Genomic DNA, 21,372 nt, shown 5'->3' with positions numbered 1-21,372 from the left:
ATCCTTCGACACGTCCGAAGGCCGGAGCGCCGTCCCGCCGGCCCTTTGACGCGCCGTCGCTAACAGGATATGTTCCTTACCTTGTACGTCACTTTTCAGGCCGGACGGAGTTCCATGAGCAGCATCATCCATCAGACGGGCAGCGTTCGCCCGCTTTCGCTTCAGGAACGGGAACAGCCCCAGCTGTACCGCGAGCTTTTTCCTTACACCAGCATCTGTCGCACGACTTTCGACGAGGTGCTCCTTGCCCCGCGTCCTGCCGAACAGATGCGCATCACGGACACCACCTTCCGTGACGGCCAGCAGGCCCGGCCGCCGTATACGGTCAAGCAGGTGGCCAAGATGTTCGACTTCCTGCACCGCATGGGCGGCAAGACGGGCCTCATCACGGCGTCGGAGTTCTTCCTGTACTCGGCCAAGGACCGCAAGTGCATCGACGTCTGCCGGGCGCGCGGCTACCGCTTCCCGCGCGTGACCTCCTGGATCCGCGCCAACAAGGAAGACCTCAAGCTGGCCCGGGACATGGAGTTCGACGAGACCGGCATGCTGACCAGCGTGTCGGACTACCATATCTATCTCAAGCTGGGGAAGACCCGCCAGCAGGCCATGGACATGTATCTTGACCTGGCCCGGCAGGCCCTGGAATGGGGCATCATCCCGCGCTGCCACTTCGAGGACGTGACCCGCGCCGACATCTACGGCTTCTGCCTGCCCTTTGCCCAGAAACTCATGGAGCTGAGCCAGCAGAGCGGCATGCCGGTCAAGATCCGCCTGTGCGACACCATGGGCTACGGCGTGCCCTATCCCGGCGCGGCCCTGCCCCGCTCGGTGCAGCGCATCGTGCGTGCCTTCACCGACGAGGCCGGTGTGCCCGGCGAATGGCTGGAATGGCACGGCCACAACGACTTCCACAAGGTGCTGGTCAACGGCGTCACGGCCTGGCTCAACGGCTGCGGCGCGGTCAACAGCACGCTGTTCGGCTTTGGCGAGCGCACGGGCAACACACCGCTGGAAGCCCTGATCATCGAGTACATCTCGCTCACCGGTGACGATGCCGCCGCCGACACCACCATCCTGAGCGAGGTGGCCGAGTTCTTCGAAAAAGAACTGCACTACAACATCCCCTACAACTATCCCTTCGTGGGCCGCGACTTCAACGCCACCAGCGCCGGTGTGCATGCCGACGGCCTGGCCAAGAACGAAGAGATCTACAACATCTTCGACACCAAGCATCTGCTGGGCCGTCCCGTGCCCATCATCATCACCGACAAGACCGGCCGTGCCGGGGTGGCCTACTGGATCAACGTCAACCTCAAGCTGCCCGAAGGCAAGCAGATCTCCAAGAAGCACCCCGCCGTGGGCCAGATCTACGAGGCCATCGTGGCCATCTACGACACCGGCCGCACCACGCACCTTTCGCACGACGAGATGGCGGCCCTGGTGCAGCGCTACATGCCGGAACTGTTCGAGACCGAGTTCGACCACATGAAGGAACTGGCCGACGAGCTGGCCGCCCACCTCATCGCCCGTCTGGCGCAGAACGAGGACCTGCGGGACTTCGGCAAGCATGCCTGCGCCCGTCTGGACAGCTTCTCGCGCGAGTACCCCTTCATCCAGTACCTCTACCTCACGGATACCCAGGGCAGCCTCAAGTGCGCGGCCATCACCGACCCGGCTTACCGTGAAAAGTACGAGGCCCTGCCCATCGGCTTCGACTTCTCGCAGCGCGAATGGTTCAAGATGCCCATGCAGACCGGCGACATGCACATCATGGACGTGTACCAGTCCCAGTTCACGGGCAAGCTGGTCATCACCGTGTCCTGCCCGGTGACGGACGATGACGACAACATCGTGGGCGTCATCGGTGTGGACATCCAGCTTGAGCAGCTGCTCAAGCGCTCGCAGGCCCTGCAGCAGGAAGCCCGCGCAGCCGAAGACTAGACGCATGGCGGCGCGCCGGTTCCCCGGTGCGCCGTTTTTTGCCTACAGGCCCGCCCCCGGCGGCCGCAATCAGGAATACAGAAAAGGATGCAGACAATGAGCAGCAAACGAGTTTACTGGATCGAAGGCGACGGCATCGGCCCCGAAATCTGGCGCGCCGCCCGCCCTGTCATCGACGCCGCGCTGGCCAAGGAATCGGACATGCGCATCGAGTGGGTGGAACTGCTGGCCGGTGAAAAGGCCACGGCCGAGACCGGCTCCCCCCTGCCCGAGGAGACCATGAACGCCCTGCGCACCGCCGATTTCGCCATGAAGGGCCCCCTGGGCACCCCCGTGGGCACCGGCATCCGCAGCCTCAACGTGGCCCTGCGCCAGACGCTGGACCTGTACGCCTGCATCCGTCCCGTGCGTCACTTCGAAGGCCTGGAAACGCCGGTCAAGCATCCCGAGCGCGTGAACATGGTCATCTTCCGCGAGAACACCGAAGACGTGTACGCGGGCATCGAATACGCCGCCCAGACCCCGGAAGCCAAGAAGCTCATCGCCTTCCTGCGTGAAGAGTTCGGCGTGACCAAGATCCGCGAGGAAGCCGCCGTGGGCATCAAGCCCATGAGCGAGTTCGGCTCCAAGCGCCTGGTGCGCCGCGCCCTGCGCTTTGCCCTGGATACCGGCAGCAAGAGCCTGACCCTGGTGCACAAGGGCAACATCATGAAGTTCACCGAAGGCGGCTTCCGCCAGTGGGGCTATGATGTGGCCGCCCAGGAATTCGGCGACCTGACCTGCACCGAGAAGGAACCCGTGGAAGGCCGTCTGGTGGTCAAGGACCGCATCGCCGACGCCATGTTCCAGGAAGCCCTGCTGCGTCCCGAACAGTACCAGATCCTGGCCACCCCCAACCTCAACGGCGACTACATCTCCGATGCCCTGGCCGCGCAGGTGGGCGGTCTGGGCCTGGCCCCGGGCGTCAACATGTCCGACTCCCTGGCCTTCTATGAGGCCACCCACGGCACCGCTCCCACCATCGCCGGTCAGGACAAGGCCAACCCCGGCAGCGTGATCCTGTGCGGCGCCCTGATGCTGGAACAGATGGGCGTGCCCGCGGCTGCCGAGCGCATCCGCAACGCCATGAGCAAGGCCATCGCCGGCCGCGCCGTCACCGTGGACCTGGCCGCCCAGGTGGAAGGCGCCCGCGTGGTGGGTTGCCAGGAATTCGGCGAGATCATCGGCGCCTGCCTGTAGGCAGCCGCGTCACTGCACTATCTTCGTATATCCGGGAGGAAGGGCGCATCCCTGCGGGAAGGGCCCTTCCTCCCTTTGTTTCCCGCCCCGTGATCGCGGGCGACCTACAGGAACGACGCATGGTCTCATTGGAAAACCTGCTCCTCTACATCCCACTGGCGGCCCTGCTGGTCATGCTGCCCGGCCCGGATTTTGCCCTTATCGTCCGCACGTCCCTGACGGAGGGGCGCAGCTCCGGTCAGGCCGCGGCCTGCGGCGTGGCGCTGGGCATCATGGTCCACACCTCGGCCGCCATGCTGGGCATCAGCGCGGTCATCGCCCAGTCCGTCACCCTGTTCACGCTTTTGCGCTATGCGGGGGCCGCCTATCTGTTCTGGATGGGCATCCATGCCCTGCGGGCCGGGCGTGAGGTCACGGCCGCCGTGGTGCGTCACGGAGGGCAGGAAGAGGAAGTGCAGCCTGTCCGCGGCCTGCGTCGCCGGGCCTTCCGGCAGGGATTTTTGACCAATGCCCTCAACCCCAAGGCCGTGGTCTTTTTCCTGACCATGCTGCCGCAGTTTTTGGACCCGCATGCCGCCCTCTGGCCGCAATTCCTGGAGCTGGGCGGCATCATGGCCTTTTTCTGCCTGGGCTGGTTCGTGCTGCTGGCCAGCCTGCTGCACCGCATCCGCCGCCTGTTCGCCCGGCCGTCCTTCCAGGCCTGGCTGCACCGGCTCACGGGCCTCATCTTCATCTGTTTCGCCTTCCGGCTGGCGCTGGAGAAGATCTAGGCGCCGGCCGCACGCCCGCCGTCATACCGGAAGAAAGGAGGGGCAGCCGTCTCTTCCGATGCCCGTAACGCACTCCGGTATGACGGGCATGGCTCCACTGCCGCCATCCGGCAGAGCCTTCCCCGCTCCCGCACCATCCCTGTCTTGATGCCTTTTGTGACCATTGCCCTCGCGGCCATTGCCGGTGATGTGCTCCGTCCTCTTTCCAGTGCCGGGCCGGGCGGCTGGAACACAGACGAAAAATCTGTGCCGGATGCTGGGGGAAGTGGTAACACCTTGTAGAATCAAGCTATTTATTTTTTATTAAAACGGGGTGTTTACAGGTGTTGCCTGCTGTCCGGCTTGCAAGACGGCCCCTCCGGTGGCAGAGTTTGACTTCCTGTTCTTCCCCTTCCCGCTGAGGTACCCATGCACGAGATCCCCCTGCAACGTGTGGCCGCCATCCATGACCTTTCCGGTTTCGGGCGTGCCTCGCTGACCGTGGTCATCCCCATCCTTGCCAGCATGGGCGTCCAGACCTGCCCCCTGCCCACGGCGGTCCTGTCTTCCCAGACCTCCGGCGTGGAGGGCTTCACCTTTCATGACCTGACCGCCGAGATGGGGCCCATGCTGGATCACTGGCAGCGGATGGGCCTGAGCTTCGACGCCGTCTATTCCGGCTTTCTGGGCAATCCGCTCCAGCTGGAGATAGCGGCCCGGTGCATCGGCCACTTCCTCAAGCCCGGCGGCTTCGCGCTGGTGGACCCCGTGCTGGGCGACAACGGCACCCTGGACCCCACCCAGACGCCGGAGATGGTGGAGGCCATGCGCCAGCTCATCGGCCACGCCCACGTCATCACGCCCAACCTCACCGAAGCGGCCTTTTTGCTGGACGAACCCTACCGGCCGGACATCTCGCCCGACGGCCTCAAGGAGCAGCTGCGACGCCTGGCGGCCATGGGGCCGGACAGGGTGGTCATCACCAGCGCCCCGGCGACCCGTCCCGGCCATTGTGCGGCCGTGGCCTATGACCGCGAGCAGGGGCGCTTCTGGAAGATGGAGTCGCCCTACATCCCGGCCTTCTATCCCGGCACGGGCGATACCTTCTCCAGCGTGCTGGTGGGGGCGTTCCTTCAGGGGGACAGCCTGCCCGTGGCCCTGGAGCGCGCGGTGCGCTTCGTGACCCTGGGCATCCGCGTCACCTACGGCTACGACACCCGCCACAGCGACGGCGTGCTGCTGGAGCGCACCCTGCCCGCGTTGCAGGACCGTTGCGCCATCGGGGAGTACGAGGCGTTTTAGGCCATTGCTCCGGTTCCGGGCGCACGCAAGATGCCCCGGATGCCGGCACCGTCGCAGGATACGGCCTTGCCGCCCGGTGCGATATGAAGCGCCTCTTCTTGTCTTTGTATCATCGTGACGATCCTTGTTGCGGACGGCGGACATGTTGCGCCGGTGGCCCGGTCGGGGCAGGCCAAAGAGGTCCCGCAGTACGCATCAAGGCCCTTGGTGCCGCGATTCGCGGTGATATCCTGTAGCCCCATTCCCCTTTTGTCTGGCCGGAGGTGCCATGAAGAAATTCTTTTTCCTGCTCTTGGTCGCGTGCGCCCTTTCCACTGCCTTGCCCCGCATCGCCCTGTCCGCGGAGTCGCAGGCGGATACCGCTACGGAGAACAGTGATTCCGAAGTGTTTGTGGACGACAGTGATCGTTTCACCGCTTTTGAGGAAGAGCTGCTGGCCCGGTATGCCGACAAGGGGATCACGTCCGTGGATGTCTCCGCCTATGCCAAGGGCATCGACATCGTCTTCGTCGCGGCTGACCGGAAGATGACGCGGGCGGCGTTCTCCGCCATCGCTTCCCGCAGCGTCAGGGAATTAAAGGAACGTTTCGGTTTCGAGAAGGATCTGCCCATCGGGGCCGTCCTTGACTATAAAAAGGACGCAGCGAGCGATACCCGGACGCGCTTCGTGCTGAAGCTGCGGTAAGGACAGGACTCCTTGTTTCCAGCGGCGCTAAAAACGGGCAAGCATGGATACGGGCGCACGCCTTCCCTTTTTTAGCTTTCTTCCGTTCAGATTGCGGCTCTTGTTATCTTCGTCCTTTAATGAGCCATGCTCCTCGTAGGGGCGGGATAAGCCGCATGACCGATATTCATGCGCAGGTCAGCGCCGGAAGGAAAGCGTTCAGCCTTTTTGACGGTTTCAGCCCCCTGCATGCTCTCAGACCTGCCTTTGTCAGCGTCACCGTCTTCAACGGAGTCCCTTTTCCTCTGTGCAGAGGATCCTGCCCTGACGCGGCGCTATCACACCTTGAGGAGAGGGCGCTTAAAAACGCGGCCGCCCAGACAGGGAATTTTGGGGCCATAGCGGATCTGCATAATATGGATACGCCGCGAACACAAAATGCCCTCTCCTCTTTCTTTATTCTTTTCTCAAATTTGACTACCCTGCTCAGTATGATTCCCCTGTCCGTTCCGGCAGGCTAACGACAACAACATTCAGGAGAGCCCATGATTACGGGGGCCGTAAAAAATAAAGTTGATAAGATTTGGCTCGACATCTTTTCCGCGGGTCTGGCCAACCCGCTCACCGTTATTGAACAGCTTACCTACCTCATGTTCGTCCGCGCGCTGGATGTCAAAGAGCTGGAAAACGAAAGATACGAAGCCCTCGGCATGAAGGTGGAAAAAATTTTTCCGCAGACGCCCGCCGGCCAGTCCATGCGCTGGAGCAAATTCAAGAACAAAGACGCCCAATATATGTTCGACGTCATGTCCCAGCGCGTTTTTCCGGCCATCAAGGGCATGAGGGGCGGCAGGCTGCCGGACTTCGACGAGGAAAAAGGCACGTTCGTCCCGCTGCCGGATGTCGATGACGGCACGGCACAGGCGGCCTTTGCCCATTTCATGAAGGACGCCGTATTTCTCATGCCCACGCCGCAGGTGCTGGAAAAGGTCGTCACCGGGCTGGAAGAACTGTATGAGCATGATATTGCCGACCTCGACATGCAGGGCGACCTGTACGAATACATGCTTGGCAAGCTCTCCACGGCGGGCCGCAACGGGCAGTTCCGCACCCCTAAACATATCCGCGACATGATGGTCGCCCTTCTGCGCCCCACGCCCGACGACGTCATCTGCGACCCGGCCTGCGGCACGGCGGGATTTCTTATTTCCGCCGCCGAATACATCCGCGCGCACTACGAAAGCGGCATGACCACGGAGCAGTGGGAGCATTTCGCCGGGCCGGCCTTTACCGGTTACGATACCGACCCCACCATGCTGCGCATTTCGGCCATGAACCTTATGCTGCACTCCATACATCACCCGGATGTCCGCTACCGGGACAGCGTGTCCAAGGAAAACGACGTGAACGCCGCCTTCACCATGTGCCTGGCGAATCCGCCGTTCAAGGGCAGCATCGACGCCGAAAGCATCAGCGATTCTCTGAAAGCCGTGACCAGCACCAAAAAAACGGAGCTCCTGTTTCTCGCGCTTTTTTTGCGTCTGCTGAAAAAGGGCGGCCAATGCGCCTGCATCGTGCCCGACGGCGTGCTCTTCGGCAGCAGCAAGGCGCATCAGTCCATCCGCAGGGAGCTGGTGGAACAGCATCAGCTGCGGGCCGTCATCTCCATGCCCTCCGGCGTGTTCAAGCCGTACGCGGGCGTCTCCACCGCCGTGCTTGTCTTCACCAAAACGGCGGCGGGCGGCACGGGCAACGTCTGGTTCTACGACATGCAGGCCGACGGCTTTTCTTTGGACGACAAGCGCACGCCCGTGGCGCAGAACGACATCCCCGACATCATCGCCCGTTTTGCCGCTCTGGAAAAGGAGAAGGACCGCGCCCGCACGGAACAGTCCTTCTTTGTGCAAAAGGAAGAGATCGTCGCCAACGGCTATGACCTTTCCATCAACAAGTACAAGCGGGTGGAATATACGCCAGTGGAATATCCCCCTACGCAGCAACTCATGACCGAACTGCACGAGCTGGAAATGCAGATTTCCGCAGGACTGGCCGAGCTGGAGGAGATGCTGTGATGGTGAAACTTGGTGATATCTGCACTGTGGTTTCCGGTTCAACCCCCAGTAGTTCCGTCGCGGAATATTGGGATGGAAACCATATTTGGATAACTCCAGCGGAATTATCTGATGATAGCTTCATTATATATGACTCTGCCCGACATATTACAGATAGAGCTATACAAGAAACAAGCCTGAAGCCTTTTCCTGAAGGCACAGTTATACTTTCGTCGCGTGCGCCTATTGGAAAAACTGCTATTGCAGGGTGCAAGATGTATTGCAACCAAGGATTTAAAAATTTAATTTGTAGTGATTCTATTTATAATAAATATTTGTACTTTTTTCTTTCCGCAAAGACGAATTACCTGAACAGCCTTGGAAGGGGCGCTACATTCAAGGAAATTTCAAAACATATTGTTGAGAATATTCAAATCTATCTTCCTACTATTGAAGAGCAAAAAAAAAGAGCTGGTATTCTTGAAAAATTGATATTCCTGATTCAAACGAGAAAACAGCAGCTCTCCAAGCTCGACCAGCTCGTCAAATCACGATTTATCGAGATGTTTGGAGATCCAGTTATAAATACAAAAAAATTTCCTGTATTCCGCATGGACGAAGTGGTCAAATTTGTAGGGGGTAGCCAGCCAGACAAAAAATATTTTGAGTACTCTCCGACTCCTGACAATATTCGTTTGATTCAGATCAGAGATTATAAGTCTGATAAGTTTATCACTTACATCCCTAAATCTATGGCTAAACGGCATTGTACTGCTGATGATATTATGATCGGCCGTTACGGACCTCCTATTTTTCAGATATTACAAGGAATTGAGGGATCTTATAATGTCGCACTTATGAAGGCTGTTCCTCTCAGAGGAAATAAGGAGTTTATCAGATACTTTCTTAAACAAGACGCTCTCTTGCATTATCTTGAATCACTATCCTCAAGAACTGCAGGTCAAGATGGTATTCAAATGGATAAGCTAAAGGAATATCCATTTCCATTTCCTCCTCTGATAGATCAAGAAACTTTTGTAACCTTCACTAAGCAGGTCGAAAAAGCAAAATCGTCCATAAAGCAGAGCCTTGAAAAACTGGAAACGCTGAAAAAATCCTTGATGCAGGAGTATTTCGGATAAAGGAATGCCAACATGACTACGGAAGAAATGAAATTCTGGATGGACATATTCCATTCGCCGGTAGCTATTGCTCTGGCTTCCGGCCTTGCAGGCTCCCTCATCACACTTATTGTCACGTTGCTGAAATTGCGCCATGACTCCAATGAAAACAAAAAATCCTGGGAGCGTCAGGAGCAGCGCCGTATAGAAGAACGAGCCTTTAAAGAAAAGACAAAGGCCTATGAAGAATTTTTCAAATGCTTCGAAACGACGTATGGTCCGGAACCAAGCAATTTCGATAGATTTTTTGCTCCATGTCTCATAAAGCTTATGGTATATGGAACATTGGCAATAAAGCAATATGCAAGATTAGCTCTAATCCAATTTGTCGAATCTAAAAAATATCAAATTGGAACATCTGAATATAATAAATGTATGGACAGTGCAAAAGAATATTATAATGAAGTCCATGCTGCCATGATGGAGGATATAGATACGCATTTTTATCGAGATGATATGAATAAGTGGAAGGAACAATCAGCAAAATCAAATTAGCAAATAAAATATTATAAAGCTCACATAAAGTTAATGTTATGTCGAGGAGTCCCTGTATGCCCAACTTCGACTTTCTGAACGGCCGTCAAGAGTTCTCCCTGTTCGCCCCTTCCGCCGTGGAGGCGGAAAAGGTCTTTGCCACGTCGCCCGCCATGTGCGTCATCGGTTGCCGCAAGGCTCTGGAGCTGGCCGTGAAGTGGGTCTATACCGTCGATAAAGGCATACAGGCTCCCTATAAGGACAATCTCTCCGCGCTCATCCATGAGTATACCTTCAAAAAACAGCTTCCTCCCCTCTTGTTCGGCAAAATCAAGGGGATCGTCGCGTTCGGGAACATCGCCGTTCATACCAGCAAGATCGTCCCTCCCGCTTTTGCCGTCCAGTCGTTGAAAAGTCTTTTTGAGTTCATTCAATGGGTGGATTATTCCTACGGCAGCGACTATCAGGCCCGTACGTTCGATGAACAACGGATTCCCAAAACGCACGTCTCCCTCGACATGCAGAAGATCCGGGCACAGGAAAGTCTGCTGGGAGAAAAAGACGCGGAGATTGAACGACTCCGGCAGCAGCTTGCCGAACTTGCGGACAAGTACACCGGCGCGAAGGAACGCAACCGCCAGAGCCGTACCATCACCATGGAAGACCTTTCCGAGTTCAGCACCCGGAAAATCTACATCGACGCCATGCTCCTGGGCATGGACTGGGAACTGGAAGGGCCGGACAGCGACGTTTCCCAGGAATACGAAGTGGAAGGCATGGCCGGAGTTCCCGGCCAGAAGGGATATGCGGACTACGTGCTCTGGGGCAGGGACGGCAAACCCCTTGCCGTGGTGGAAGCCAAAAAAGCCTGCAAGGACCCCAATACCGGAAGAACGCAGGCCAAACTCTATGCCGACTGTCTTGAGCTCCGTTTCGGGCAACGCCCCGTCATGTTCACGACCAACGGCTTCGATACCTTTTTCTGGGATGACAAAGGCGGTCCCCAGCGCAAGGTGAGCCGCATATTCAGCAAGACCGATCTGGAAAGAATCATCGAGCGGCGAACGTCCAGGCTCCCACTTGAGAGCATCACCATCAGTAACGCCATCACCGACCGCTATTATCAGCAGGCGGCCATCCGCTCCGTGTGCGAGGAGATCAGCCGCGGCGTGCGAAAGCATCTGCTCGTCATGGCCACAGGCACGGGGAAGACCAGAACCGCCGCCAGCCTGGTCGATGTGCTGAGCCGTGGGCACCACATAACCAACGTCCTCTTTCTTGCCGACAGAACGGCGCTTGTCTCACAGGCCAAAGACGACTTCAAAACATACCTGCCGAACATGTCGCTCTGTAATCTGTGCGCCAACAAGGACGACGCGTCCGCACGCATCGTCTTCTCCACCTACCCCACGATCATGAACGCCATCGACCGCGAAAAAAGCAAAGACGGCGGCATGCTGTTCTCCCCCGCGCATTTCGACCTCATCATCATCGACGAAAGCCACCGGAGCATCTTCAAAAAATATCGCGCCATCTTTGAATACTTCGATGCCATCCTTCTTGGCCTGACCGCCACGCCGAAAAACGAAGTGGCCAGAAACACCTATGAATTCTTCGAGCTGGAAAACGGCGTCCCCACCTATGCCTACGACTACGATACCGTCGTGCATCAGGATCACGTTCTGGTTCCGTACTACAATTATGAGGTCACGACAAAATTCCTTTCGGAAGGCATCACCTACGAGGAGCTTTCCGACGAAGACAAGGAACGCTACGAAGATGACTTTACTGAGGATGGCGTCATGCCGGATTCCATCCCTTCGCAGGCGCGAACGACTTCGTCTTCAACCAGAAAACCGTGGACCTTGTGCTTCAGGACCTTATGGAGCGCGGCATCATGGTGAACGGCGGCGAACGCATCGGCAAGACCATCATCTTTGCCCAGAACAAAAGGCACGCCGAGTTTATTCTGGAACGCTTCAACAAACTTTATCCGCAGTATCACGGCACATGGGCAAGCCGCGTCGTCTGCGACGACAGCTATGCCCAGACCGTCATCGACAATTTTAAGGAAGCCGAAAAAACTCCGTATATCGTGGTTTCGGTGGACATGATGGACACCGGCATCGACGTGCCCGCATGTGTGAATCTGGTGTTCTTCAAGAAAGTCCGGTCCAAAACAAAATTCTGGCAGATGATCGGACGTGGAACACGTCTTTGCCCGGAACTGACCTGTACCGACCTTATAGAACGCGAGGAATACACAGGTAAAAAGCGCTTCCTCATCTTCGACTACTGCGGCAACTTCGAGTACTTCCGGCAGGTCAAACATACCACGGAAGGCGAGGTCCCCATCTCGCTCTCGGAAAATATCTTCCGAAAATGCGTCCGGCTGGTCGCGGCGTTTCAGGACGCTTCAAAATTCGATGGCGCTTATCAGCCATGGCGCAGGGAGCTGACGGAACTATGCCAAGGCCGGATTGCTGGCCTTAATACGGATCTCTTTCATGTGCGGCTTGCTTTGAAGCATGTGGAAAAGTTCAAAAAGCCGGAAGCCTTCATCTGTCTTTCCGAGCTGGATCAGCAGGAGCTTACGGAACACATCGCCCCTCTGGTTCATTTCGATGAAGCTGATGCCATGGCTTTGCGCTTTGATAACTTCATCTACGGCTTTATCCTGAATGTGCTGGACGAAAGTCCGCTGGTCAGGCGCGACATGGCCCGTCTGGTCACGACGGCCAGACTCCTCGAAAAAAAATCCTCCATTCCGCAGGTGGCGGCAAAGCTCCCGCTGCTCCACCAGATAGGTGCCCCGGAGCTCTGGAAGGATATCGACATCTGCAAGCTGGAAGACATTCGACGGGAACTGCGCGCGCTGATCCGCTTTCTGGATGAAGGCAGTAAAAGAAAGGACATCATCACCATCCTTACCGACCCGATACTGGACTCGACCGCGGGAATCCCTCTGCCTGAGGAAGACCCTTTTGAAAGCTATAAAATGAAGGTCAACCGCTACATTGAGGAACACAAAAACTCTCTGGCCATCTATAACCTGACGCACAATATTTCTCTGACCAGAAAGGACTACGAAGAACTCGAACGAGTCTTTACACAGGAACTCGGCAGTAAGGAAGATTATGTGAAGACGTTCGGCGACACTCCCTTCGGCCTGCTGATACGCAAAATCGCAAAACTGGATCACGAGGCCGTTCTTGCCGCCTTTTCTGAGTTCATCAACGACCAGTCGCTGAACTCACGACAGATAGCATTCGTTCAAAAGGTCATCACACACATCGAGCAGAACGGCTATATTGAAGATATTTCCGTATTGACGAAGGCTCCGTTCGACAAACCGGCAAAACTGCTGGACTTCGACGAAAGACGCCAGGAAAGACTGCTTGCCGTCATCAAGTCGGTACGAGATAATGCGCTGGTGATATAGGCCACGCGTGCGGGCAGAACGGAAGCCGTCTTGCTAGTGAAAGGAGGGAGCCATGCATATCTATTATGCCACCAGGGGGCTGCGCGGCAGGCCCTATCACAGTGACATGATAAACACAGATCTGTTCGCATTTTTTCAGGGAAAAAGAATGCGCACCATCCCCTCCGCAGAAACGTTGCGCGCTGTCAACGCCTTTCCCAAATGCGATATTGATATGGGGGAAGACACGGATTCCGAATATGCGTGTGAGAAAGGGACGTTCTACATCCCCAAAAGCATCTGCATGGGGGAAGTCGTCAACGCCGGCTGGGCCGTTGATTATTACTTCGTGGTGCTTTGCGGTGATGCCGTGGAACTGCGCTATGTGCGCTGGGACTGTCCGTGGTATGAGACGGTGGGACGGGATACCGAAGTCACTGATCCCGCCGTCATAGCCAAAATGGAGCGCACGCTGGCAATGCTCCTGGATGCGAATAAGCCCAGGATACCGGCGCCTGTGCCCATATCGCGTCCGGCCCTGCTCACGTTCCTTACCCTGCTCGGCGTTGCCGATGCCGAAGCGCTGGCGGGCAAGATCCACGCCGCCGCCACGACGCCGGAACAGTGCGCCGCGCTCTGTGAAGAATTCGATATGGATGAAGCCTACACCGGCTGGCATATTACGTTGATGCGATTGGCCCTGCGGGACCGGAAACGCCTGGATTGGGTAGACTGGAAGGAAGCGCCGGAAGAAGTTTTCGCCTCCCTGTGCTGCCTCTTGCCGCCGGGGGCAAAGGAACACCTGCCCCCCTGCGATGATGAAGACGCGTACCCCGAGGAGGTGCTCCGCGCTTGCAGCCCCGTCTTGCATGACCGCTATGGCCTGACGATCCTGCTGTGGGATACGGGCGGCGATGAATATGTCTTCATGGTCGTACCGAGCGACAAGGTCGCGGAAGCGTTCGCGGCGGCCTCCGAGCTGGGCATTACCCTGCAACGTGTCGAGGACCTGTTCGACCAGGAGTAGAAGGCGGCAAAAGAGAAGGAGCGGCACGCCATGCGGGACGATCGTCCGGCGGTTTCGTCTTTTGCGGACAGGGCATTTTCGTCAACGCTGTCGTTCGTGACGAGACCGTCCGGTCGTCCGGGCCGGTATCTTCCTGCGGTAACAAGGCTTGCCGGAGCGCGCCACCGGCAAAAAATGCGGGACAGCGGCGCAGGGCGCATGCCTTCCGCAAAGAGCGTACGGGGATTTCTGCGCAGCCTCGTAGAGGCGCGGAGTCCTGACAGGCAATAATGATTGGGGACAGGAACAGTGGTGGGAAAGATCCCGCTAACGAAAAAAGGCTTCCGACGAAAATCGGAAGCCTTTGATCTTTCTGGTTGCGGGGGCAGGATTTGAACCTACGACCTTCGGGTTATGAGCCCGACGAGCTACCGAGCTGCTCCACCCCGCGACGCGGTAGCATTCGCACGTCATCCGTGCGAGAAGTCCTTTCTAGCTAAAAGCCCCCTGCCTGTCAATAAAAAAATCATTTTTTGGCAAATTTTTTTATTGCCGTTCTCCGGGGCCTTGTTTGCAAGAAGCTCCATCTATATGAAATCGCTTGTGTTCCTTTCAGGATCGGGCCTATGCCGCTTCCCTGCTCATCCAGAGCGGCAGCAGGCAGAGCAACAGGGCCGCTGCCGCGAGGTAGGCAGCATCCATGCCCCAGAGGTCCTGCACGCTGTAGGCCAGTACCGGGCCCGCAGCCGCGCCGCAATCCACGATGAAGGCATAGGAGGCCAGCGTATGCGTGGGATGGCCGTGCCGTTCGGCCGTATCCGAGGCGGCGGCATCGGAGAGGGTGGCCAGGCCCGTGGCGCAGAGCTGCGAGCAGAGCAGCAGCGGCAGCCACAAGGGCGCGGGCAGGTACAGGGCCACCAGGGCCAGCGCACAGGCGCCGCCGCCAAGGCAGGCGCACAGCACCGGGCCCCGGCCGCGCGGGCCGTCGGAAAGGCGGCCGAACCACGGCGCCAGCCACGGTTCCCAGAGCCAGCGCAGGGCCTGCAACGTGCCGGCCAGGGTGGCGCAACCGATGACGAGACCGCCGGCAAGGGCCAGCTCGCCCACGTGCAGGGCCACCATGCGGCTGAGGGTGGCGGCGTAGATGCCCTGGAAGACCAGGGCCACCAGCAGCCCGGTGATGAAGGCACGCCGCATGTCGGGGTGGCGCAGGTGCAGGCCCGAAAGCAGGGACGTGGCGGCCTGGCTTGCCGCTCCGGTGGCGCGGCCGCTGCGGGGGATGCGGGTCAGGGCCAGCGGCAGGCCCGTCAGCGTCAGGGCGCCGAAGAGCAGGGCCACGGTGGAGAAGCCCAGCAGATCGGCCAGGAGGCCGCCGCCGATCATGCCCAGCAGGCTGCCCAGGCGCACGAGGCCATTGTAGCTGCCCATGAGATAGCCGCGATTGTCCTTGCGGGAGGCCGCCATCAGGGCGAACAGGGAGCCGAGGCGCAGGAGCGTCCAGGCCAGGCCCCAGAGGCAGCGCAGCAGCAGCCAGAGCGCAAAGGACTGGGCCACGCCGTACAGCAGGGTGGTCGAGGCGGCCAGCACCACGGCCAGGGCCATGCCGGTGCGCTGGTCGATGCGGGTATAGAGCAGGCGCACCAGCGGGTTGAGCGGCAGCCGTATCAGCCGGTTGACGGCCAGCAGCACGCCCACCTGCCAGAGCGCGGTCAGGCCGCATTCCTGCCAGAACAGGGGCAGGGCGATGTAGAGCATGGTATCGCCGGTCAGGCAAAAGGCCGAGACCACGGCCATGCTGCGGGCCAGACGTCGGGCTGCGGCGTCATCGGGGCAGGATGGGGAAGGAGCGCTCATGGGCCTGTCCTGTGGCACGGGCTCAGTCCGGACGCCGGGCCAGTGCGGCCACGGCCAGCCGGGCCAGCAGTTCCAGGCCGCGGGGCAGGACGCTCTCGTCAAAGGTGAAATGGCTGGTGTGATGCCCGTCGGGCCTGTCGGCGCCCAGCTGCAGATAGGCCGCCAGACCGCCGTCTTCCTGCACCTTGTTCATGAACCAGCCAAAGTCCTCCGATGCCCAGAAGTCGGCCTTGCGGCGCACTTCGCGGAAGCTGCCCATGTCCCGGGCCGTGCGTTCCACCAGATCCACCAGCTCGGGGCTGGACATGGCGCCCGGGCAGTGGCTCTGGCAAAGGAAGCGGCTGCGGCAGCCGTGCATGCGCGCCGCGCCGTCCACCACGCGCCGGGCCTCGGCCAGCATGTAGCCGTTGATGTCCCCGTTCTCGCCTCGGGTCTCGCCGCGCAGCCAGGCCTTGGCCGGGATGATGTTGGGGGTCTCGTTGACGTGCATCTCGCCCACGTTGATGCGCGAGGCGCCCTGACCGTGGCGGGCGATGGCCAGCAGGTTGGTCACGGCCGTACAGGCGGCCAGCAGGGCGTTGCGGCCTTCGTGCGGGGCCAGCCCGGCATGGGCGCTCTGGCCGGTGAAGAAGACTTCGAAATTGGTGGTGGCCAGGAATTTGTCCGTACCGCAGACCAGATCGCCGCTGCGGCTGGCCTGCATGCTCAGGTGCAGGCCGAACAGGGCCCGGACGCCGTCCACGGCCCCGGCGGCCACCATGCCGGGCGCGCCTTCGCCCTCTTCCTCGGCGGGCTGGAAGATCAGGCGGATGCGGCCGCTCAGGTGGCGTGACAGTTCGTCCCGCAGGCCGCCCAGCAAGCGGGCCAGTTCCACGCCCAGGGCCACATGACCGTCATGCCCGCAGGCATGCATGCAGCCCGCATGGCAGGAGGCGAAGCCTTGCGCCGCAGGGAAGTGATCCTTGTCCGTGGCTTCGGTGATGCCGGCGTTGGCGTCCATGTCGAAACGGAAGGCCACCAGCGGGCCGCGCTCGTCTTCAGGGGTGCCGGGGGAGTCCAGATCAAGGTCGCCCCACAAGCCCGTGAGGCCGCCGGCCATGCAGGCCACCAGGGTGGGGTCGGCGCCCTCGTTGAGGGCCCGGCCGCTCTGGGCCGTACAGAAAGCCGCCTCGGGCTGGCGGGGACGGGCCGAAGGCCGCAGGGCATTGGCCCCCAGGGTGAGCCGGAAACCGGCATCCTGCAGGGCACGGGCCACCAGCGAAGCGGTCAGGTATTCGCCCCAGGCCGGTTCCGGGTGGCGGTGCAGGTGACGGCGCAGGGCCGTCAGTCGCGGGCCGGCCTCCCCGGCCCTTCGTCGGATCTCCTCCGCAAGACGTTCCATATGGGCATCTCCTTTGACGCGGCACATTGCCAAGGCCGCCTGCACAGGATATATGCCGGAGACACGTTCATGCAAGTCGCCGGATACCTTGCGGCGGCTTTCCATTTTTCACGAGGGACCTATGCTCACCCTGATTCTCGCTGTCAGTGTCGCGGTCGTCATCTCCTTTACCTGTTCCCTGACGGAGGCGGCCCTGTACGCCGTGCCCTGGTCAGCCATCGAGAAGATCCGCAATGACGGCAGGCCCGTGGGGGAAGTGCTCTTCCGCCTGCGCAGCAATGTGGAAAAACCCATCGCCGCCATCCTCACCCTGAACACCGTGGCCAATACCGCGGGCTCCGCCGTGGCGGGCGCGGCCTTCATGGCGGCTTTCGGCGCCGAATACATGGCCCTGTTCGCCGCCGGTTTCACGGTGCTCATCCTGGCCTTCGGCGAGATCGTGCCCAAGACCCTGGGCGTGGCCTATGCCACTTCCATCGCCGTGGTGCTGGCCCGGCCGCTGGAAGTGGCGGTCAAGCTGCTGACCCCGGTCATCTGGCTGACGGGCCTGCTGACCCGTTTGCTGACGCCGCCGTCCAACGGCCCGGACATCTCCGAGGACGACATCCGCGCCGTGACCAGCCTGTCGCGTCAGGCCGGGCAGATCAAGGCCTATGAGGAGGCCTACATCCGCAACATCCTGGCCCTGGACCAGAAGCGGGTCTATGACATCATGACCCCGCGCACCGTGGTCTTCTCCCTGCCCGAAGACATGACCGCCGCCGAGGCCTACAAGAACCCGCGCCTGTGGCATGTGAGCCGCATCCCCGTCTATGGCGAGGACAACGAGGATCTGGTGGGCCTGGTGGACCGCCGCACCATCCTCCACTGCCTGCTGGAAGAAAAGGGCGAGACGCCGCTCTCCGAGATCATGAAGCCCCTGCACTTCGTGCTGGAGAGCCAGACCCTGGACAAGCTGCTCAAGGAGCTGCTGCACTCGCGTTCACATTTGTTCGCCGTGCTCGACGAATACGGCGGCCTTGCCGGTGTGGTGACGCTGGAGGACGTGTTCGAGGAGATGCTCGGCAGCGAGATCATGGACGAGAGCGACAGCGTGGCCGACCTGCGCCAGATGGCCCGGCAGCGGCGCCAGGCCCTGCGGGCGGCCGGTCTGCTGGAACAGCAGAAAAAGGAAGAACAGGCGGAGCAGTCCCGGTCATGACCGGGCGGCAGATGCCCTGATATGGACTGATATGATGACGAAGCCCCGGCGGAACTGCCGGGGCTTCTGCGTTTTGGAGGCAAAAAGGCTTGAGGGGAGGAAGGACCCCTCTGCTGGCGCGAGAGCGGTCCTCCCTCCCCTCAAACTCCCCTCCCTCTCCCCAGCGCGCTTTGTCAGGGGATGGGGATGAAGACGCTCGTTGCATGAGGAAAGGGGGATGTCCCGCGTGACGTGCGGGATGGAAACAGGAAACGTGTGTCGTTACGGGCATCGACAGCAACGCGCGACCGGATGGCGGCCGGAGGCCGTGCCCCGTTTTTTACAGATAGGGCGAGAACAGCCAGCAGGCGGCGTCACGCAGTTTGAGGATCAAAAGGCGTTCCTGCAGGTCTTTCAGGGTCACTTCGCGGCTGCGGGCGATGGTCATGTCCATGTGCAGGGCCATGGCGGTATGGAACTCGGGATCGAAGATCTCCATGTTCAGCTCAAAGTTCAGGCGCATGCTGCGGGCGTCCAGGTTGGCGGAACCGATCTGGCAGTAATAGCCGTCCACGGCCAGCAGTTTGGTGTGGGCAAAGGGGGGCGGCTGGAACCACACGCGCACGCCCGCTTCCAGCAGGACGGGCAGCAGGCGGAAGCTGGCCCAGTGGACGAAGGGCAGGTTGTTCTTGCCGGGCAGCACCACACGCACGCTGACCCCGCGCTGGGCCGCGCTGCGCAGGGCGGCGATGAGCTCGTGCGACGGCAGGAAATAGGGCGTCATGATGCGCACCGTATGCTGGGCGCTGCCGATGACCCCGCAATACAGGTCATTGAGCGGATCGGCCTCGGTGCCGGGGCCGTCCAGAACCATGCGGCACAGGCTGTCCCCGGACATGATGTTGCTGCTGGGCAGCAGGCTGCGCTGGTCGAATTTGCCGGTGGCAAAACCCCAGTCCAGCAAAAAGGCCCGGCGCAGCTGGTCCACGATGGGACCTTCGCAGCGGAAGTGCAGGTCCTGCACACAGCCGGGATGCTTGCTGAGGATGTGGTTGTCCGCGATGTTCATGCCGCCGGTAAAGGCCGTATCATCGCAGATGAGCAGCTTGCGGTGGTTGCGCAGGTTCAGGCTGAGGCTGGGCGGGAAAAGGCGGGGCGGCAAAAAGCGGGCCAGCTGGCCGCCGGCCTGGGGGATGCGCTTCCAGGGTTTGCGCAGCGAATAGACGGCGCCGCCGAAGCCGTCCACCAGCAGGCGCACGTCCACGCCGCGCCGGGCGGCATGGCACAGGGCCTCGGTGAAGCTCTCGCCCACGCTGCCGCCGCGGAAGATGTAGGTGGAGAGGAAGACCTGCTTGCTGGCCCGGTTGATGGCGTGCAGCATGGCCGGATAGGCTTCGTTGCCGTTGCGCAGGGGCAGGATGCCGTTGCCGCTGCACAGGGTCTGGCCTGTCAGGCGGCGGCCCAGGATCTCCAGGGGCCATTCCTGCGGCGGCGCGATGGCCGTCCGGTGGCAGACGACTTCGGGATGGTGGGCGTAGTCAGGTTCGATGGCGGCCATCTTGCGCATAAGGCGGGCCGCCAGGCTTTCGGCACGGCTGATGCCGAACAGGCAGTACAGCACGATGCCGACGCCGGGCAAAAAAAGGACCGTCACGATCCAGCCCAGCGCCGAGCGCGGATCGCGCTTGTGGAGCAGGGCATGGCAGACGGCCCCCCAGGACAGAAGGTGCGCTGCCACAAGGCCTAAAGTTCCCAGTGTCAGCACGGCGGATCGCTAGCGGCGGACAGCCAGCAGCGGAATGTCGGTATTGCGCAGCACGCGCTCGGTGATGGAACCGATGAGCATGTCGGCCAGGCCGTCACGGCCGTCGGTGTACATGACGATCATGTCCACGCCTTCCTCATGGCCCACGGTGACGATGGTGTCGGCGGCCAGGCCTTCACGCACGATATAGCGGCAGGCCACGCCTTCCTTTTTCAGGGCATCGGCCAGCGGCGCCAGCAGGGTCTCGGCCTTGGCGGTATTGGAACGTTCCAGTTCGGTATGGGCAGCGCCGCCCACCAGGTTGGGCAGGGCTTCGGTCACATGCAGCAGGATGATCTCGCCGGAGCACAGGGTCTTGGCATGGCGCAGAGCCTTGGCAGCGCGTTCGCCGGAATTTTTGCCGCTCACGGGCACGAGGACACGTTGGTAGATCATGTGGGCTCCTTGGATTGGGATGGCATTGCCCCAGAGGGCATTTCAACTAGGCATTGTCGCACGACAGGCCGATTTGTGCAAGCCTGCCGGGGCCGGGACGCCGTCATCAAAAAAAGCCCGTTCCGGGGAACAGGCTTTTTGATGACGATAGCGCGGCAAGGCCTACTGACGGACGACCAGCACGGGCAGCGGGGTGTTGCGCAGCACATGCTCGGTGATGGAACCGAACAGTCTGTCGGTCAGGTCGTCACGACCGTCCGAGAACATGACGATGGCTTCGGCGTCCATTTCCTTGGCGGCCTTGACGATGGTCTCCACGGGCAGACCGTGGCGGATGACGGTCTGATAGGGGATGCCGGCATTGTCCAGTTCGGCGGCGAGAGGAGCCAGGAGGGCTTCGGCCTTGACGGCGATGTCCTGCTGGTCGCGCATGATGTTGGGCATGGGGGATCCCACGCTGGGCGCCACGGCGTGCAGCAGGATGATCTCCTTGGGATCAAGCTTCCTGGCCTGGCTCAGGGCCTTGAGGGCGCGTTCTCCGGAATGCTTGCCGCTCACGGGCAGAAGGACACGTTCGTAACTCATGTGGACTCCTTGCATAAAATAAGAGATGGCCCTTGTGGGCGTTGAAGATTTAGTCTGGCACGACTTGCTCCTTTGTGCAAGAGGGCCTGTCGCGGCCTCCGCGCCGGGGCCGGGAACGAAAAAGGGCCGGTCAGCAGGACCGGC

18 protein-coding genes and 1 tRNA gene are annotated in these 21,372 nt (G+C 60.3%); 13 read left to right on the top strand and 6 right to left on the bottom strand.

The annotated features are described in order from the left end of the window. Positions 1–114: 114 nt before the first annotated feature. The 12 genes from ACQRAG_RS09540 to ACQRAG_RS09485 all read left to right on the top strand — a co-directional run bounded on the left by ACQRAG_RS09540 (position 115) and on the right by ACQRAG_RS09485 (position 14,049). Complete coding sequence (locus ACQRAG_RS09540) at positions 115–1,941, top strand: triose-phosphate isomerase (protein ID WP_168935031.1); 1,827 nt, start codon at positions 115–117, stop codon at positions 1,939–1,941. A 96-nt stretch (positions 1,942–2,037) separates the two neighbouring features. Beyond that, positions 2,038–3,180 carry an NADP-dependent isocitrate dehydrogenase gene (icd, locus tag ACQRAG_RS09535; RefSeq protein ID WP_040369647.1) on the top strand — a complete coding sequence of 381 codons (1,143 nt, stop codon included), beginning with the start codon at positions 2,038–2,040 and terminating at the stop codon, positions 3,178–3,180. A gap of 119 nt (positions 3,181–3,299) precedes the next feature. Next, positions 3,300–3,950, top strand: a complete 651-nt coding sequence (locus ACQRAG_RS09530; protein WP_168935032.1) for a LysE family translocator — start codon at positions 3,300–3,302, stop codon at positions 3,948–3,950. Between the two features lie 408 nt (positions 3,951–4,358). After that, positions 4,359–5,231, top strand: coding sequence for a pyridoxamine kinase (locus ACQRAG_RS09525; protein ID WP_204626283.1), 873 nt, complete (start codon positions 4,359–4,361; stop codon positions 5,229–5,231). A 268-nt stretch (positions 5,232–5,499) separates the two neighbouring features. Then, positions 5,500–5,916, top strand: a complete 417-nt coding sequence (locus ACQRAG_RS09520) for a DUF6981 domain-containing protein (RefSeq protein WP_204674915.1) — start codon at positions 5,500–5,502, stop codon at positions 5,914–5,916. Positions 5,917–6,071: 155 nt separating this feature from the next. After that, positions 6,072–6,416 carry a hypothetical protein gene (locus ACQRAG_RS09515; RefSeq protein ID WP_427803994.1) on the top strand — a complete coding sequence of 115 codons (345 nt, stop codon included), beginning with the start codon at positions 6,072–6,074 and terminating at the stop codon, positions 6,414–6,416. 24 nt (positions 6,417–6,440) lie between these two features. Beyond that, complete coding sequence (locus ACQRAG_RS09510) at positions 6,441–7,967, top strand: N-6 DNA methylase (RefSeq protein ID WP_427803995.1); 1,527 nt, start codon at positions 6,441–6,443, stop codon at positions 7,965–7,967. Beyond that, positions 7,967–9,088 (top strand): restriction endonuclease subunit S, encoded by a 1,122-nt coding sequence (locus ACQRAG_RS09505; protein ID WP_427804009.1) that lies wholly within the window; start codon positions 7,967–7,969, stop codon positions 9,086–9,088. Before ACQRAG_RS09510 ends, ACQRAG_RS09505 begins: the two co-directional genes overlap by 1 nt. A gap of 12 nt (positions 9,089–9,100) precedes the next feature. Further along, positions 9,101–9,622 (top strand): hypothetical protein, encoded by a 522-nt coding sequence (locus ACQRAG_RS09500; RefSeq protein WP_427805314.1) that lies wholly within the window; start codon positions 9,101–9,103, stop codon positions 9,620–9,622. Between the two features lie 56 nt (positions 9,623–9,678). After that, complete coding sequence (locus tag ACQRAG_RS09495; RefSeq protein ID WP_427803997.1) at positions 9,679–11,505, top strand: DEAD/DEAH box helicase family protein; 1,827 nt, start codon at positions 9,679–9,681, stop codon at positions 11,503–11,505. Continuing rightward, on the top strand, positions 11,484–13,043 hold the full coding sequence (locus tag ACQRAG_RS09490; RefSeq protein WP_427803998.1) for a type I restriction-modification enzyme R subunit C-terminal domain-containing protein: 1,560 nt from the start codon (positions 11,484–11,486) through the stop codon (positions 13,041–13,043). Before ACQRAG_RS09495 ends, ACQRAG_RS09490 begins: the two co-directional genes overlap by 22 nt. A gap of 52 nt (positions 13,044–13,095) precedes the next feature. After that, positions 13,096–14,049, top strand: coding sequence for a DUF6630 family protein (locus tag ACQRAG_RS09485; RefSeq protein WP_427803999.1), 954 nt, complete (start codon positions 13,096–13,098; stop codon positions 14,047–14,049). 353 nt (positions 14,050–14,402) lie between these two features. Here ACQRAG_RS09485 and ACQRAG_RS09480 read toward each other — a convergent pair. The 3 genes from ACQRAG_RS09480 to ACQRAG_RS09470 all read right to left on the bottom strand — a co-directional run bounded on the left by ACQRAG_RS09480 (position 14,403) and on the right by ACQRAG_RS09470 (position 17,263). Then, positions 14,403–14,479 (bottom strand) — tRNA-Met (locus tag ACQRAG_RS09480). Between the two features lie 173 nt (positions 14,480–14,652). Next, on the bottom strand, positions 14,653–15,882 hold the full coding sequence (locus ACQRAG_RS09475) for an MFS transporter (protein WP_427804000.1): 1,230 nt from the start codon (positions 15,880–15,882) through the stop codon (positions 14,653–14,655). A 22-nt stretch (positions 15,883–15,904) separates the two neighbouring features. Continuing rightward, a complete protein-coding gene (locus tag ACQRAG_RS09470; protein ID WP_168935060.1) occupies positions 15,905–17,263 on the bottom strand; it encodes an amidohydrolase in 1,359 nt (452 codons plus the stop codon). 121 nt (positions 17,264–17,384) lie between these two features. On the opposite strand from ACQRAG_RS09470, the gene ACQRAG_RS09465 reads away from it, so the two are divergent. Then, positions 17,385–18,464, top strand: coding sequence for a CNNM domain-containing protein (locus ACQRAG_RS09465; RefSeq protein ID WP_006006750.1), 1,080 nt, complete (start codon positions 17,385–17,387; stop codon positions 18,462–18,464). A gap of 319 nt (positions 18,465–18,783) precedes the next feature. On the opposite strand, the gene ACQRAG_RS09460 is transcribed toward ACQRAG_RS09465, so the two are convergent. From ACQRAG_RS09460 to ACQRAG_RS09450, 3 genes are all read right to left on the bottom strand, one after another. Beyond that, positions 18,784–20,181 carry a phospholipase D-like domain-containing protein gene (locus ACQRAG_RS09460; protein WP_204626498.1) on the bottom strand — a complete coding sequence of 466 codons (1,398 nt, stop codon included), beginning with the start codon at positions 20,179–20,181 and terminating at the stop codon, positions 18,784–18,786. A 36-nt stretch (positions 20,182–20,217) separates the two neighbouring features. Next, positions 20,218–20,643 carry a universal stress protein gene (locus tag ACQRAG_RS09455; protein WP_204626499.1) on the bottom strand — a complete coding sequence of 142 codons (426 nt, stop codon included), beginning with the start codon at positions 20,641–20,643 and terminating at the stop codon, positions 20,218–20,220. Positions 20,644–20,805: 162 nt separating this feature from the next. Further along, positions 20,806–21,228, bottom strand: a complete 423-nt coding sequence (locus ACQRAG_RS09450; RefSeq protein WP_168935064.1) for a universal stress protein — start codon at positions 21,226–21,228, stop codon at positions 20,806–20,808. Positions 21,229–21,372: the final 144 nt, after the last annotated feature.

The sequence above is a fragment of the Desulfovibrio sp. SGI.230 genome (assembly GCF_050313065.1).
Taxonomy (GTDB): Bacteria; Desulfobacterota; Desulfovibrionia; order Desulfovibrionales; family Desulfovibrionaceae; genus Desulfovibrio.
Note: the sequence above shows the minus strand (reverse complement) of the source record. Positions and strands in the feature narration are given on the sequence as shown.

Bases quoted from the DNA above. Each gene is read 5' to 3' on its own strand.
- ACQRAG_RS09465 (WP_006006750.1), top strand. From the start codon at position 17,385: ATGCTCACCCTGATTCTCGCTGTCAGTGTCGCGGTCGTCATCTCCTTT.
- ACQRAG_RS09455 (WP_204626499.1), bottom strand. From the start codon at position 20,643: ATGATCTACCAACGTGTCCTCGTGCCCGTGAGCGGCAAAAATTCCGGC.
- ACQRAG_RS09530 (WP_168935032.1), top strand. From the start codon at position 3,300: ATGGTCTCATTGGAAAACCTGCTCCTCTACATCCCACTGGCGGCCCTG.
- ACQRAG_RS09500 (WP_427805314.1), top strand. From the start codon at position 9,101: ATGACTACGGAAGAAATGAAATTCTGGATGGACATATTCCATTCGCCG.
- ACQRAG_RS09515 (WP_427803994.1), top strand. From the start codon at position 6,072: ATGACCGATATTCATGCGCAGGTCAGCGCCGGAAGGAAAGCGTTCAGC.
- ACQRAG_RS09505 (WP_427804009.1), top strand. From the start codon at position 7,967: ATGGTGAAACTTGGTGATATCTGCACTGTGGTTTCCGGTTCAACCCCC.
- ACQRAG_RS09520 (WP_204674915.1), top strand. From the start codon at position 5,500: ATGAAGAAATTCTTTTTCCTGCTCTTGGTCGCGTGCGCCCTTTCCACT.
- ACQRAG_RS09470 (WP_168935060.1), bottom strand. From the start codon at position 17,263: ATGGAACGTCTTGCGGAGGAGATCCGACGAAGGGCCGGGGAGGCCGGC.
- ACQRAG_RS09475 (WP_427804000.1), bottom strand. From the start codon at position 15,882: ATGAGCGCTCCTTCCCCATCCTGCCCCGATGACGCCGCAGCCCGACGT.
- ACQRAG_RS09495 (WP_427803997.1), top strand. From the start codon at position 9,679: ATGCCCAACTTCGACTTTCTGAACGGCCGTCAAGAGTTCTCCCTGTTC.
- ACQRAG_RS09525 (WP_204626283.1), top strand. From the start codon at position 4,359: ATGCACGAGATCCCCCTGCAACGTGTGGCCGCCATCCATGACCTTTCC.
- ACQRAG_RS09485 (WP_427803999.1), top strand. From the start codon at position 13,096: ATGCATATCTATTATGCCACCAGGGGGCTGCGCGGCAGGCCCTATCAC.
- ACQRAG_RS09510 (WP_427803995.1), top strand. From the start codon at position 6,441: ATGATTACGGGGGCCGTAAAAAATAAAGTTGATAAGATTTGGCTCGAC.
- ACQRAG_RS09450 (WP_168935064.1), bottom strand. From the start codon at position 21,228: ATGAGTTACGAACGTGTCCTTCTGCCCGTGAGCGGCAAGCATTCCGGA.
- icd (WP_040369647.1), top strand. From the start codon at position 2,038: ATGAGCAGCAAACGAGTTTACTGGATCGAAGGCGACGGCATCGGCCCC.
- ACQRAG_RS09540 (WP_168935031.1), top strand. From the start codon at position 115: ATGAGCAGCATCATCCATCAGACGGGCAGCGTTCGCCCGCTTTCGCTT.
- ACQRAG_RS09490 (WP_427803998.1), top strand. From the start codon at position 11,484: ATGGAGCGCGGCATCATGGTGAACGGCGGCGAACGCATCGGCAAGACC.